General features: G+C 65.7%; 12 protein-coding genes. 6 read left to right on the top strand and 6 right to left on the bottom strand.

Annotation, left to right across the window (positions count from 1 at the left end; genetic code table 11):
• Window positions 1–17: 17 nt before the first annotated feature.
• Complete coding sequence (locus AC1DZT_RS07550) at window positions 18–965, bottom strand: porin (RefSeq protein WP_478006006.1); 948 nt, start codon at window positions 963–965, stop codon at window positions 18–20.
• Window positions 966–1,567: 602 nt separating this feature from the next.
• Between AC1DZT_RS07550 and AC1DZT_RS07545 the strand changes: the two genes are divergently transcribed.
• The 4 genes from AC1DZT_RS07545 to holA all read left to right on the top strand — a co-directional run bounded on the left by AC1DZT_RS07545 (window position 1,568) and on the right by holA (window position 6,333).
• The gene (locus AC1DZT_RS07545; protein WP_478006005.1) at window positions 1,568–2,083 is read left to right on the top strand and encodes a DUF3576 domain-containing protein; all 516 of its coding nucleotides are present in this window, start codon (window positions 1,568–1,570) and stop codon (window positions 2,081–2,083) included.
• A 122-nt stretch (window positions 2,084–2,205) separates the two neighbouring features.
• Window positions 2,206–4,851, top strand: a complete 2,646-nt coding sequence (leuS, locus tag AC1DZT_RS07540; protein ID WP_478006004.1) for a leucine--tRNA ligase — start codon at window positions 2,206–2,208, stop codon at window positions 4,849–4,851.
• Window positions 4,838–5,323, top strand: a complete 486-nt coding sequence (lptE, locus tag AC1DZT_RS07535; RefSeq protein ID WP_478006003.1) for an LPS assembly lipoprotein LptE — start codon at window positions 4,838–4,840, stop codon at window positions 5,321–5,323. The genes leuS and lptE overlap by 14 nt, the downstream gene beginning before the upstream one ends.
• Window positions 5,320–6,333 (top strand): DNA polymerase III subunit delta, encoded by a 1,014-nt coding sequence (gene holA / locus AC1DZT_RS07530; RefSeq protein ID WP_478006002.1) that lies wholly within the window; start codon window positions 5,320–5,322, stop codon window positions 6,331–6,333. Before lptE ends, holA begins: the two co-directional genes overlap by 4 nt.
• 13 nt (window positions 6,334–6,346) lie before the next feature.
• Here the strand turns inward: holA and AC1DZT_RS07525 are convergent, their stop codons facing one another.
• Window positions 6,347–7,138, bottom strand: coding sequence for a protein-disulfide reductase DsbD domain-containing protein (locus AC1DZT_RS07525; protein ID WP_478006001.1), 792 nt, complete (start codon window positions 7,136–7,138; stop codon window positions 6,347–6,349).
• A gap of 149 nt (window positions 7,139–7,287) precedes the next feature.
• Here AC1DZT_RS07525 and AC1DZT_RS07520 point away from each other — a divergent pair, with 149 nt between their 5' ends.
• Complete coding sequence (locus AC1DZT_RS07520) at window positions 7,288–7,842, top strand: YqgE/AlgH family protein (protein ID WP_478006000.1); 555 nt, start codon at window positions 7,288–7,290, stop codon at window positions 7,840–7,842.
• Window positions 7,842–8,987: a TIGR03862 family flavoprotein gene (locus tag AC1DZT_RS07515; protein WP_478005999.1), complete on the top strand. Its 1,146-nt coding sequence runs from the start codon at window positions 7,842–7,844 to the stop codon at window positions 8,985–8,987. Before AC1DZT_RS07520 ends, AC1DZT_RS07515 begins: the two co-directional genes overlap by 1 nt.
• On the opposite strand, the gene AC1DZT_RS07510 is transcribed toward AC1DZT_RS07515, so the two are convergent.
• From AC1DZT_RS07510 to AC1DZT_RS07495, 4 genes are all read right to left on the bottom strand, one after another.
• Window positions 8,988–9,800, bottom strand: coding sequence for an ABC transporter permease (locus tag AC1DZT_RS07510; protein WP_478005998.1), 813 nt, complete (start codon window positions 9,798–9,800; stop codon window positions 8,988–8,990).
• The gene (locus AC1DZT_RS07505; protein ID WP_478005997.1) at window positions 9,790–10,725 is read right to left on the bottom strand and encodes an ABC transporter permease; all 936 of its coding nucleotides are present in this window, start codon (window positions 10,723–10,725) and stop codon (window positions 9,790–9,792) included. Before AC1DZT_RS07505 ends, AC1DZT_RS07510 begins: the two co-directional genes overlap by 11 nt.
• On the bottom strand, window positions 10,722–11,711 hold the full coding sequence (locus tag AC1DZT_RS07500; RefSeq protein ID WP_478005996.1) for an ABC transporter ATP-binding protein: 990 nt from the start codon (window positions 11,709–11,711) through the stop codon (window positions 10,722–10,724). Before AC1DZT_RS07500 ends, AC1DZT_RS07505 begins: the two co-directional genes overlap by 4 nt.
• 112 nt (window positions 11,712–11,823) lie before the next feature.
• Entirely contained in the window at window positions 11,824–12,981 is a 1,158-nt protein-coding gene (locus AC1DZT_RS07495) for an ABC transporter substrate-binding protein (protein ID WP_478005995.1), read from the bottom strand.
• Between the last annotated feature and the right edge of the window lie 63 nt (window positions 12,982–13,044).

Genomic DNA, 13,044 nt, shown 5'->3' with positions numbered 1-13,044 from the left:
CCGTCTTGATCGTCAGATCAGAACGAGAACTTCACGCCGACGTCGGCAGCGTTGTCGCCGAACAGGGTGTGCTGAACCGAACCCGACAGGCTCACGCCGCCGCCGAGGTCTTGCACAGCGCCGATACCGACAGCGGTGTCATCCGGCTTCACGCCGCCGACAACGGCACCACCGGAAGCGACGTAGCCGCGGACTTCCAGCGAACCGAAGGTCTTGGCAGCGTAGACGCTGACCAGGGCATCGCCCGAGTCGAAGTAGTCGCCGTCCTGGTAGATCGCGCCGACGGTGGCAACGCCAGCATCGTACTCAACCGACAGGATGTAGTTGTTGGAGCTTGCGACGCCCGGAGCCGAGAAGGTCGAGTAGCCAGCGCCGAGTTGCAGAGCGCCGGTCTTGTAGTCGACGGACACTGCGGTGTGATCAGCGCCGTTCTTCACGGTCTGGTCAGCCTTGTGGTACGACACGCGGCCGGTCAGGCCAGCGGCGGAGTACGACGCTTGCACGCCGACTTGGTTTTCAGCGCCAGCAGCGAAGGCGTGCGACGAGAAGCCGACAACCGGGATAGCTTCGGAGTTGCCCGGGTCACCCGAGGACGAACCCAGGAAGCCGACTTCCGAGTTGTAGATGGTGGCCATGTTGTCGATGGCGTCGGAGATGTTGCCGGCGTCCAGACGGAACGGGCCCGAGGAGACGTAGAAGCTGGCGGCCGACGGCGAAGCGTCGTTGTTGCCTTGGTCAGCTTGCAGACGGACGCGGCCACCGATTTCGAAGCCGGTGTCAGCGGTCGCGGAAACGTCGAAGTTGATCCGCAGACGCGAGGACAGTTGGGTCTTCGGGCCGGTGGTGCCACCTTGCGGGTCGAAGTAGACGGCGCCGATACGGCCGTAGCCGGTCAGCTTGTACTCAGCGGAAGCGGCACCAGCGGTGGCTGCCAGCAGAGTGGTAGCAAGAAGAATCTTTTTCATGGTTTCCCTCGTTGTGTCTTCAGGGGTAGCCCAACTCAGGCGAGTCCGAACTGGGTATGGCCCTGTTTCGCCTGACAAGCTCAGGATTGCAACGCGAAGCACTGGGTGGCCGGGCAAAGGCGGGATCATTGGTGCAGCTTTGCCACAGTTGCGCCACCGGGCTGCCTCACCCAAGCGCGCTTTCATCGGATGCGGGCTGACGGGTAAGAAGGCCGCGCCGGATTTCAAGAGGCGTCCCCCGAATAGACGCAAGAATTATCAGGGTTTTCGCATCCCTCCGCTTCGGGCCGGACGAGGGTCTGCAAAAACCGATTCGACATGTCAAGGCCTGCGGCGAGGGGCCTCTCGCCCGCGGCCCCGCACCTGTTGCTGCCCCTCATCGCAAAAGACTGTGGCGCCTGCATGACGGGTCCGCGCCCTTCCGCTGCCCGCAAGTGCGGCCTTCCCGACCCTGGCGGGGCGCCACCGATCCGGCCCGCCGCGACCCTCCCGTGCCGGCACCCGGACTGCGGCGAACCGCTCCCCTGCGGCGCGAGCCGGGTTAAAGCCCTTGGCAGCCCTGCGCCTCTGGGCTAGATACGTCCTCAAACTCGGGGGTTCGGATGGTTCATCATCGCCATTTCGCTGTAATTTCGGCCTTGGCACTTGGCGCCTTGCTTTCGGCATGTGGGAACTTTTCCGCCACCCGGCCGCCGCCGGCCACCGATGCCGAGAATGTCGCGGCCGAAGCCGCCCCGATCGACCACGAGCGGGTGGCCGATGGCAAGTCGCGCTCGAAGATCTGGGACCTGTTCACCAAGAACGACAATCCCAATGTCACCGTGAAGGTGAACAAGTATCTGTGGAATGCCTCGCTGGATGTGCTGAACTTCCTGCCGATCCAGTCGATCGATCCTTTCACCGGGGTCATCGTCACCGGCTATGGCACGCCCCCCGGCGGCGGGCGCAGCTACCGCGCCACGATCTACATCCAGGACCCGGCGCTGGACGCCCGCTCGCTCAAACTGTCGCTGCAAGGCTCGAACGGCGCTTCGGTCGCGCCCGAGACGGTGACGGCGGTCGAGGATGCGATCCTGAACCGGGCGCGTCAGCTGCGGATCGCCGATTCGCACCTCTGACCGGACAAATCCCGGCTTGTCGGTGATTTTTTCGTCCTGACCCGCCCCTGCGGCTGGACCTTTCGCCTTGTGCAGGTGTAATTCCGGCCCGATTGCTCTTCCCTTATATGTATGGGCCCCAGATGTCGCGCTACGAACCCGCCGTGATTGAGACGAAATGGCAGAAGGCCTGGGACGAGGCGCAGGTCTTCCAGGCCAGGCGCGACCCGGCCAAGCCCAAGTATTATGTGCTCGAGATGTTCCCCTACCCTTCGGGCCGCATCCACATGGGCCATGTGCGCAACTACACGATGGGCGATGTGGTGGCGCGGACCAAGGCGGCGCAGGGCTTTTCGGTGCTGCATCCGATGGGCTGGGACGCTTTCGGCATGCCCGCCGAGAATGCCGCGATGGAGCGCGGCGGCCATCCGCGCGACTGGACCTATGGCAACATCGCCGACATGCGCGGCCAGATGAAGCCCCTGGGCCTGTCGATCGACTGGAGCCGCGAGCTCGCCACCTGCGACCCGGAATATTACGGCCAGCAGCAGGCCATGTTCATCGACATGCTGGAAGCCGGCCTGATCTACCGCAAGAAGGCCGTGGTGAACTGGGACCCGGTCGACATGACGGTTCTGGCCAATGAACAGGTGATCGACGGCCGTGGCTGGCGCTCCAACGCCTTGGTCGAACGGCGCGAGCTGACCCAGTGGTTCTTCAAGATCAGTGATTATTCCGGCGAATTGCTGGCCGCGCTCGACGGGTTGAAGGACTGGCCGGAAAAGGTCCGCCTGATGCAGGCCAACTGGATCGGCAAGAGCCAGGGCCTGCAATTCGCCTTCGAGACCGTCGGCGCCCCCGCCGGCTTCGACAAGCTGGACGTCTATACCACCCGCCCTGACACGCTGATGGGCGCCTCCTTCGCCGCCATCTCGCCCGACCATCCGCTCGCCAAGGCGCTGGAGGCGGACCCGAAGATTGCCGAATTCCTCGCCCTCTGCCGCAAGGGCGGCACCTCGGCCGAGGAAATCGAGACGGCCGAGAAGATCGGCATGGACACCGGCCTGCGCGTCAAGCATCCGCTCGACCCGGACTGGGAGCTGCCGATCTGGATCGCCAATTTCGTCCTGATGGATTACGGCACCGGCGCCATCTTCGGCTGCCCGGCGCATGACGCGCGCGACTTCGAATTCGCCAGCAAGTACGGGTTGGAGATCAACCCGGTCTTTGTTGCGGAAGGTCAATCCGGCACCCCGCTGACCGAGGCTTTCACGCCGATGAAGTCGGAAAAGGTCAACTACCTGCGCGGCTTTGCCGGTGAGGTCCACCAGACCGGCGACGAGGCCGTGGCCGCCGCCATCGCCCATGCCGAGGCAGCGGGCTTTGGTAAGGGCGTCACCAACTACCGCCTGCGCGACTGGGGGATTTCCCGCCAGCGCTATTGGGGCTGCCCGATCCCGGTCATCCACTGCGCCACCTGCGGGGTGGTGCCCGAGAAGAAGGAAAACCTGCCGGTCGAACTGCCCTATGACGTGACCTTCGACCGCCCGGGCAACCCTTTGGACCGCCATCCGACCTGGCGCGACTGCACCTGCCCGAAATGCGGCGCGGGGGCAAAACGCGAAACCGACACGATGGATACCTTCGTCGACAGCTCGTGGTATTACGCCCGCTTCACGGCCCCCCGCGCCACCACGCCGACCGTGGCGGATGACGTGGATTACTGGATGAACGTCGACCAGTATATCGGCGGCATCGAGCATGCGATCCTCCACCTCCTTTACTCGCGCTTCTTCGCCCGGGCGATGCAGAAGACCGGTCATCTGCCGGTAAAGGCGATCGAGCCGTTCAATGCTTTGTTCACCCAAGGCATGGTCACGCATGAGATCTACAAGACCAGTGACGCCAATGACCGCCCGGTCTATCACCTGCCCGAAGATATCCGCAAACTCTCAATCGACGGCAATGTGGTGACCGTGCTGAAAAGCCGCCTCGCCGATATCGGCATCGACCCCGAAGCGAACGAGATCCCGGAAGAGGCGCTTCAGGCGATCACCCTTCTGGCAGATATGCAGGTCGAGGTGATCCCCTCGGCCAAGATGTCGAAATCGAAGAAGAATGTCGTCGACCCGATGAACATCATCGCGGCTTTCGGCGCCGATACCGCGCGCTGGTTCGTCATGTCCGACAGCCCGCCCGAACGCGATGTGGAATGGACCGCAGCCGGCGCCGAGGCGACCTTCAAGCATCTCTCGCGCGTCTGGGCCCTGTCCGAGCGGATCGCCGAGATGCCCGCCGACCACAAGGGCGAGGGCGACGACGCTCTGTTGCGCGCCATGCACAAGGCGATTGCCGAGGTGACGGCGGGGATCGAGGGCTTTGCCTTCAACAAGGCCATCGCCAAGCTTTACGAATTCACCAATGCCGTGGCCCGCGCCTCGGCCTCGACCTCGGTGATGAAAGAGGCGATCCGGACGCTCTCGCGCCTGATGTCGCCGATGACCCCGCATATCGCCGAGGAAATCTGGACCGTGCAGGGCGGTGCAAATCTTTGCGCCCAGGCCCCCTGGCCCAAGGCCGATCCCGCCATGCTGGTCGATGACACCGTGACCCTGCCGATCCAGATCAACGGCAAGCGGCGGGCGGAAATCAGCGTGCCGAAAGACATGCCCGCTTCCGAGGTTGAAAAGATCGCGCTTCAGAACGAGGATGTCCTACGTTTCCTCGCCGGTCAGCCGGTCAAGAAGCTGATCGTGGTTCCGGGGCGCATCATCAATGTCGTGGTCTAGACGCAGCTTCCTCTTGATGCCGCTGGTGCTTGGCGCCTGCGGCTTCACCCCGGCCTTCGGGGTCAATGGCCCGGCTGAGGGGCTTCTGGGCACGGTGCGCACCGCCGACCCGACCGACAAGAACTCCTTCGACTTCGTCCAGCGGATGGAAGAGCGGCTCGGCCGCCCGACCATGCCGCTTTACGATCTGACCTACACGATCACCACCACGCCGGTCGGCGTCGGCATCACCACGGGCGGCGCCATCACCCGCTATACGCTGAACGGCGGCATCGATTGGTCCCTGATCCGGCGCGCCGACAAGACGCGGATGACCGGCGGCCATATCGACAGCTTCACCGGCTATTCCGCCACCGGATCAAACGTCGCCGGGCTGACGGCAGAGGCCGATGCCAACCTGCGCCTGATGCGGCTTCTGGCGGATGATGTCGTGATGCGTCTGCTTGCGGCCTCGCCCAGCTTTCCGAAATGAAGCTGGCGGGTGCCGAGGCGCGGCGCTATCTCGCCAAGCCTGACCCGGGCAAGGCTGCGCTGGTGATCTTCGGCGAGGATGCGATGCGCGTCGCGATGAAGCGGGCCGAGGCGGCGCTGGCGCTGACCGGCCCCGATGCCGATGCCGAAATGCGCCTGACCCGGATTCCCGCCGCCGACCTGCGCAAGGATGCCGCAGCCCTTCAGGATGCTATCAAGGCGCGCGGCTTCTTTCCCGGCGCGCGGGTTGTCGTGGTCGAGGATGCCACCGACGGGCTTTCCGCCACCCTGCAGGCCGCTTTCGACGCCTGGCGGCCGGGCGATGCCAATATCATCGTGACCGCCGGCAACCTCACCGGCAAATCCGCGCTGAAGACCCTGGCCGAAAAGCACTTTGCCGTGGCCTGCATCGGCCTTTACGACGACCCGCCCACAAGGGAAGAGATCGAGGCCGAACTGTCGCGCGCCGGTCTGTCCCAGGTGCCCTCCGACGCGATGGGCGAGCTTATGACCCTCTCCCGCAGCCTCGAGCCCGGCGATTTCCGCCAGACGCTGGAGAAGATCGCGCTTTACAAATACCAGGACCCCGCCCCCCTCACCCCGGCGGAAATCGCAGCCCTCGCCCCCGCCACGGTGGAAACCGAGGCCGAGGAACTGCTCGACGCCGTGGCCGAGTTGCGGATGGGCGAGATCGGCCCGATTCTGCGGCGGCTGGAGGGTCAGGGCGTGCTGCCAGTGACGCTTTGCATCGCAGCACTCCGGCATTTCACCACGCTGCACCTGATGGCGACCGATCCCGAAGGCGCGGCCTCGGGCTTTGCCCGGGCGCGTGGCTTTTTCAAACGCCGCGACCGGATGCTGAAGCAATCCTCGAACTGGCCGACCCGTCAGGTCGAAAAGGCGCTGGCGCTGCTGGTGGAAACCGACCTGACGCTGCGCTCCACTTCCCGCGCGCCGGCGATGGCGGTGATGGAACGTTGCCTGATAAGGATCAGCCGGCGCGAGCGTTAAGGCGCCGCCAGGGTCAGGGCGCGGGACAGCCGTGCAATTCGACCGCCCGGTCGGCGCCAAGCACCGTCACCGTGACGCCCGACCGGTCCAGCGCGAAGGGCGCGCCCGCCGGGGGCACGAGGTCGGCCTCGGCCACCAGCACCCCGCCATCCCGGCTGGAAGAGGCGGGCGAGATCCAGATGCCGGGGTCCGGCGTCTCGAAGATCACCGTCTCGTCCTTGCCCTGCACGGGCAAGGCGATCCGCGCGGTCAGACGCACCCCGTCGGCGATCGGCGAGACGGCGCAATTCGCGCCGCTCTTCGCCAGCTTCGGCCCGGCGCGCAGTGCTGCGTCGATCCGCGGGTCGGGCGCCCCTGCCCCGGCGAGCGTGGCGTCAAAGGTCAGATGGGCGGGCATGCAGATGTCGTGGCAGACCCCCAGATCCATCCGCAAGGCCAGGGTCACCGGCTGCGAAGGGTCGCGCGGCACCACCTCCATCGGCAGGACCAAGCGGTCAAGGTAGCCGATGCTCGTCAGCCCGCTTTGGGTGATGACCTTCGGGCTCGGCCAGTGAAAGGCCACGCTTTGCAGGTTCTTCGACCCGGTCCAGTCGAAGGTCGGCGGAATCCCCGCCTCGCCCGGGGCGCGCCAGTAGGTCTTCCACTCCGGCGCCATCTGCAGATCCAGCGCGGCCATGTAATGACCATCCGCCATCCGCCAGCCCGGCAGCATGTCGGCCCGCAGAACATCGTCCTGGGTTTCGGCGCGGAGCGGCCCACATAGCGCGGGCGCAGCCAGGATCAGGGCAAGAAACAGGTTTTTCATCATCCCCGGACCATAAGCAATGCGCCCGGATTTCGATAGCCCGGCCCGATCACTTTGCAGCGAAGGCGAAGTGATGCGGGAACCCTCTCTGATCTTTGGGGTTGAGAGGCGCGCCACTTGCCCCCATCTTGGCGGAGGAGGACGATTCGATGGACCTGACCGGCAAACTGATCCTGGCCATGCCCGGCATGAGCGATCCGCGCTTTGAACGCGCGGTGATCCTCATCTGCGTCCACACGCCCGAGGGCGCGATGGGGCTGATCCTGAACCGCCCGGTGCCGGATCTGAGCTTTGCCGATCTGCTGACCCAGCTGAAGATCCCGCGCGGCGACCAGGGCCGCGACATCCGCATCCATTCCGGCGGCCCGGTCGAACGCGGGCGCGGCTTCGTTTTGCATTCGACCGATTACGGCGGCGGCCAGGCCACGACCCTGGTGGCCGGCACCTATGGCATGACCGCCACGCTGGACGTGCTGGAGGCGATGGCCCGCGGCAAGGGCCCGGCCCAGGCCTTTCTGGCGCTTGGCTATTCCGGCTGGGGCCCCGGCCAGCTGGAATCCGAGATCGCCCGCAACGACTGGCTGACCGCCGAGGCCTCGGACGGGCTGATCTTCGGCGCCGAAGACCCGCGCAAATGGGCGCAGGCCCTGCAAGCCATGGGGATCGAGCCCGTCACCCTCTCGCCCAGCGCCGGGCGCGCCTGATGCGTCACGCCCTGGTGATCGGCGCCGGTCCCGCCGGGCTGATGGCGGCTGAAGAGCTTGCCCGCGCCGGGCGCAAGGTCCTGATCTGCGAGGCGAAATCCTCCCCCGCGCGCAAGTTCCTGATGGCGGGCAAAAGCGGGCTCAACATCACCAAGGATCAGGACAGCGCCACCTTCCAAAGCGTTTACGCCTGCCCCGCCCTCATCCCGATGCTGGCCGCCTTCGGCCCTGCCGAGGTGATGGACTGGTGCCGCGGCCTGGGGCAAGAGGTCTTCACCGGCTCCTCCGGCCGGGTCTTCCCGACGGTGATGAAAGCCTCGCCCCTCGTGCGCGCCTGGGCCGCGCGTCTGGCAGAGCTGGGGGCAGAGATGCGCCTGCGCTGGCGCTGGACCGGCTTTGACGGCACGGGACTGGTGTTTCAGACCCCCACGGGCCGCGAGGTGCTGCACCCCGAGGTCACGGTTCTGGCGCTGGGTGGCGCCAGCTGGGCAAGGCTCGGCTCGGATGCCGCCTGGGTGCCCTGGCTGCAGGAAAAGGGCGTCGGCATCGCCCCCTTCCAACCGGCCAACATGGGGTTCGCCGTCGCCTGGTCGCCGCATATGGCCAAACACTTCGGCCAGGCGGTCAAGGGCGCCGCCCTCTGCGTCGGCACCCTGCGGGAACGGGGGGAATTCGTCCTGACCGCCAAGGGCGTCGAGGGTGGCGGGATCTATGCCGTCTCTCGCCCGCTGCGCGAGGGGGCAAGCCTGCGCCTCGACCTGATGCCCGATGTCCCCGCTGCCGAGATCGCGGCCCGCCTCGCCCGGATGAAATCCGCCGAAACCCTCGCCAACCGCCTGCGCAAACTGGGCCTTTCCGCCCCGGCGCTGGCCCTGGTGATGGAGTTTGGCCGGGGCATGGACTCGACCCAAGCCATCAAATCCCTGCCCCTGCCGCTCATCGGCCCCAACCCCTTGGACGAGGCCATCTCCACCGCAGGCGGGGTGACCTTCGACAGCCTGACCCCGGACCTTGCCCTCAAAGCCCTGCCCCGGACCTTCGTCTGCGGCGAGATGCTGGACTGGGAGGCCCCGACCGGCGGCTATCTTCTGACCGCTTGCCTCGCCACCGGACGCTGGGCCGGACGGGCCGCCGCGCGCGCCTGACTACTTGCCACCGCCCGCCGTCTCGCTGCCCTCGCGGGTCAGGTAATAGGCGAAGAGGATCGGCAGGAAGGTCGTCGCAAAGACCACCATCGCCACCACATTGGTCACCGGGCGCTGGCGCGGGCGGATCAGCTCGTCCAGCATCCAGATCGGCAGGGTCTTGGAACTGGCGCCGACGCCGGCGGTGAAAGTGGTCACGATCACCTCGTCGAAGCTGAGCGCAAAGGCCAGCATCCCCCCCGCCAGCAGCGCGGTGCCGAGGTTGGGCAAAAGCACATGGCGGAAGGTCTGGAAGGCATTGGCGCCGAGGTCCGCCGAAGCCTCCAATATCCCGCCCGACAGGCGGCGGAACCGCGCCACCGCGTTGTTGTAGACGATGACGATGCAGAAGGTGGCATGGCCAAGGACGATGGTCAGCCAGCTGAAATCCAGATGCAGCATCGGCACCGCGGCGCGCAACGCGATCCCGGTGATCACCCCCGGCAGCGCGATCGGCAGCACGATCAGCAGCGACAGCTGATCGCGCCCCCAGAACCGCGCCCCGCTCATCGCCGCCGAGATCAGCGTGCCGAGGATCAGCGCGAGGAAGGTCGAGATCAGCGCCACCTGCAGGGACAGGACCAGCGGCGGCCAGATATCCGCCCGGTTCCAGGCCACCGCGAACCACTTGGTCGTCAGCCCCGGCGGCGGAAAGGCGAAGGAGCGTTCCTCGGTCGTAAAGGCGTAGAGGAAGATCAAAAGGATCGGCAGATGCAGGAACAAAAGCCCGAAGAAGGCCGAGAGTTTCAGCGAGAATGAGGCTTCAGAGCGCATCGAAAGCCCCCGCCTTGCGGGCCAGCGTCAGGTAGGCCAGCATGATCAGGATCGGCACCACCGCAAAGGCCGCAGCCAGGGGCACGTTCCCCGCCGTGCCCTGCAACTGGTAGACCGCCATGCCGATGAAGCTTGAGGAATTGCCGATGATTTGCGGGATGATGTAATCGCCCAGCGTCAGCGAGAAGGTGAAGATCGACCCCGCGATGATCCCCGGCAGGGCGAGGGGCAGCGTGACGCTCCAGAAGGTCCGCCTTGCGCTGGCGCCAAGGTCGGCGGAGGCCTCCAGCATCGAGGTCGGCACCCTCTCCAGCGCCGCCTGCATCGGCAGGATCATATAGGGCAGCCAGACATAGCAGAAGACGATGAAAGTGCCGAGGAAACTGGTCGACAGCGAATTGCCCCCGACCCCGGGCAGGCTGAGGGCGGCATTCAAGAGCCAATCCATATGGGTCGCCGTCGCGGCCCAGGTCACGATGCCCTCCTTGGCGAGGATCAGCTTGAAGGCATAGACCTTGACCAGATAGCTCGACCACAGGGGCAGCATGACGCCCAGGTAGAAGGCCGCCTTCCAGCGCCCCTTTGCAAAGCGGGCGGCGTAATAGGCGACCGGAAAGGCGATCACCGCCGAGGCCAGCGTGACCGAAGCCGCCATCAGCAGCGTCCGGGTGATGACGGCAAAGTTCGAGGGCCGGAAGAGCTGGGCATAGGTCTTCAGCGTGAACTCGGGGATCACCACCCCGGAGAAATCATCGAGGCTGTAAAAGCTCTGCAGCAGCAGCGCCGCGAGCGAGCCGAGGTAAACCACCCCCAGCCACAACAGCGGCGGCGCGAGCAGCAGCGCCAACAGCACCCTCGGGTGGCGCCAGAACAGCCGTGTCAGACGGTCGGCAAGGCCACGGGCGGGGAAGATCGCAGGCGTCATGCCTCGCCCGCCATCACATGAAGCGCCTCGGGCGCGAAATTGAGGGCGATCCGGCTGCCCTCGGGCGGCACCGGGGCGCCGGCAGGCAGGAAGGCCGCAATCTCGGTGCCATGCAAAGACAGGCTGATCCGCGTGCCCGACCCGAGGTAGCGGTGCGACAGGACCGCGCCCGTGATCGGCCCGGTTTCGGCCAGATGCAGCGCCTCGGGGCGCAGGCTGGACCAGTGGGCGGGGCCGCCCAGCGCCTCGGTCAGCTCGGGCGGCAGCACGTTGGAGGAGCCGACGAAATCCGCGACGAAACGGCTGGCGGGCCGGGTGTAGATCTCCTCCGGGGAACCGATCTGCGCGATCTTGCCGTTGGAAAAAACGGCAAGACTGTCGGCCATCGACAGCGCCTCGCCCTGGTCATGGGTGACGAAGACGAAGGTGATGCCAAGCCGCCGCTGCAGCGCCTTCAGCTCGTCCTGCATCGCCTCGCGCAGCTTCAGATCGAGGGCGCCGAGCGGTTCATCCAGCAACAAGACGCGCGGCTCGTTGACCAGCGCGCGCGCGAGGGCCACCCGCTGCCGTTGCCCGCCCGACAGTTGTGCGGGCTTGCGGTCGCCGTAGGCGTCCAGCTTGACCAGCGCCAGCATCTCCTCGGCCTTGGCATGGCGGGCCGTGCGGCCCATGCCCTTGACCATCAAGCCGTAAGCCACGTTGTCGCGCACATTCATGTGCGGAAACAGAGCGTAATCCTGAAACACCGTGTTCACGTTGCGCAGATGCGGCGGCACCGCCGAGACATCCTCGCCAAAGATCCGGATCTGCCCGGAGGAGGGCTGTTCGAACCCCGAGATCAGCCGCAGGCAGGTGGTCTTGCCCGACCCCGAAGGCCCGAGCATGGCAAAGAAGGCCCCTTCGGCGATGGTCAGGTCAACCTGATCGACCGCTTTCACCGGGCCGAAATGCCGGGTGACGGAGTGAAACTGAACGGCAGGCTGCATCTGGGTCTTTATCCATGAAGAAGCCGGGCTGGGTCATCCCGGCCCGGCATTGGGTGGATGGGCAATCTGCCCATCGTGCGTGCGGTAGGATGGGCAATCTGCCCATCTTGCCTCAGTTGCCGCCGACGACGGCCATGTAATCGCTGACCCAGGTCGCATAGGGCACGCAAGCGCCGGCCCCGGCCTTGCAATCGGCGATCGGCGTGGTCCAGAAGTGGATCTTGTCGAAGGTCTCCGAGCCGTTGGCCGTGCAACCTTCAGCCGTCTGCAGGCCCGAACCGTCGGTGCAGGCGGCCGGCACCACCGGAACCGAGCCGAACCACGACGACAGGTCCGATTGCAGGTTGGAATTCAGCGTGTGCTCCATCCACTTGTAGGCGCAGTTCGGGTGCGGCGCGCCGGTGGCCATCATCGTGGTATCCGACCAGCCCGTCGCCCCCTCTTCCGGCACGGTCGAGGAGATATGCGCCTCTTCCTGCTTCAGAAGGTTGACCTGATAGGGCCAGGAGGTCGAGGCGACGATCCCCTCGTTCTTGAAATCGTCGGTCTGCACCGTGGCGTCAGACCAATAGCGGCTGACCAGCTTGCGCTGCGCGCGCAGAAGGTCGAGGGCCGCGGCATATTGCGGCGGGGTCAGCTCATAGGGGTTGGTGATGCCCAGATCCGGCTTGTGCGCCATCAGGTAAAGCGCGGCATCGGCCACATAGATCGGCCCGGCATAGGCCTGCACCCTTCCGGCATTGGTCTTGCCATCGGGCAGGTTCTGCTCTTCGAAGACTACCGACCAAGACTTCGGCGCCTCCTTGAAGACATCGGTATTGTACATCAGCACGTTCGGCCCCCATTGATAGGGCACGCCGTAATGCTTGCCATCGACGGTGAACCAGGCGCCATCCTTCAGCCGCGGATCGAGCTTGTCCCAGGAGGGGATCAGGCTCGTGTTGATCTCCTGCACCTTCTTGCCCGCGACCAGCCGCAGGCTTGCATCGCCCGAGGCCGTCACGAGGTCGAAGCCGCCCTGGTTCATCAGGGTCACCATCTCGTCCGAGGTGCCGGCGGTCTTGACGTTGACCTTGCAGCCCGACTCCGCTTCGAACTTGGTGATCCAGTCATAGGCCTTGTCGCTTTCGCCGCGCTCCATATAGCCGGGCCAGGCGACGATATCGACCTCGCCTTCGCCCTCTCCCACGGCGGTGACCTGCGCCATCAGCGGCGTGGTCGCCAGCGACAGGGCCAGAATCCCCGTGCCCATCCATTTGAATGTTGTCATAGCAAGCTCCCTGATGATGCGCCCTATCGGCGCGGTGCCGCTTCTGCGGGCTTATGATCAAAT

The sequence above is a fragment of the Rhodobacter sp. P1_C2 genome (assembly GCF_056406375.1).
Note: the sequence above shows the minus strand (reverse complement) of the source record. Positions and strands in the feature narration are given on the sequence as shown.

Bases quoted from the DNA above. Each gene is read 5' to 3' on its own strand.
- AC1DZT_RS07550 (WP_478006006.1), bottom strand. From the start codon at position 965: ATGAAAAAGATTCTTCTTGCTACCACTCTGCTGGCAGCCACCGCTGGT.
- AC1DZT_RS07510 (WP_478005998.1), bottom strand. From the start codon at position 9,800: ATGCGCTCTGAAGCCTCATTCTCGCTGAAACTCTCGGCCTTCTTCGGG.
- AC1DZT_RS07495 (WP_478005995.1), bottom strand. From the start codon at position 12,981: ATGACAACATTCAAATGGATGGGCACGGGGATTCTGGCCCTGTCGCTG.
- AC1DZT_RS07515 (WP_478005999.1), top strand. From the start codon at position 7,842: ATGCGTCACGCCCTGGTGATCGGCGCCGGTCCCGCCGGGCTGATGGCG.
- leuS (WP_478006004.1), top strand. From the start codon at position 2,206: ATGTCGCGCTACGAACCCGCCGTGATTGAGACGAAATGGCAGAAGGCC.
- AC1DZT_RS07520 (WP_478006000.1), top strand. From the start codon at position 7,288: ATGGACCTGACCGGCAAACTGATCCTGGCCATGCCCGGCATGAGCGAT.
- holA (WP_478006002.1), top strand. From the start codon at position 5,320: ATGAAGCTGGCGGGTGCCGAGGCGCGGCGCTATCTCGCCAAGCCTGAC.
- AC1DZT_RS07525 (WP_478006001.1), bottom strand. From the start codon at position 7,138: ATGAAAAACCTGTTTCTTGCCCTGATCCTGGCTGCGCCCGCGCTATGT.
- lptE (WP_478006003.1), top strand. From the start codon at position 4,838: ATGTCGTGGTCTAGACGCAGCTTCCTCTTGATGCCGCTGGTGCTTGGC.
- AC1DZT_RS07500 (WP_478005996.1), bottom strand. From the start codon at position 11,711: ATGCAGCCTGCCGTTCAGTTTCACTCCGTCACCCGGCATTTCGGCCCG.
- AC1DZT_RS07505 (WP_478005997.1), bottom strand. From the start codon at position 10,725: ATGACGCCTGCGATCTTCCCCGCCCGTGGCCTTGCCGACCGTCTGACA.
- AC1DZT_RS07545 (WP_478006005.1), top strand. From the start codon at position 1,568: ATGGTTCATCATCGCCATTTCGCTGTAATTTCGGCCTTGGCACTTGGC.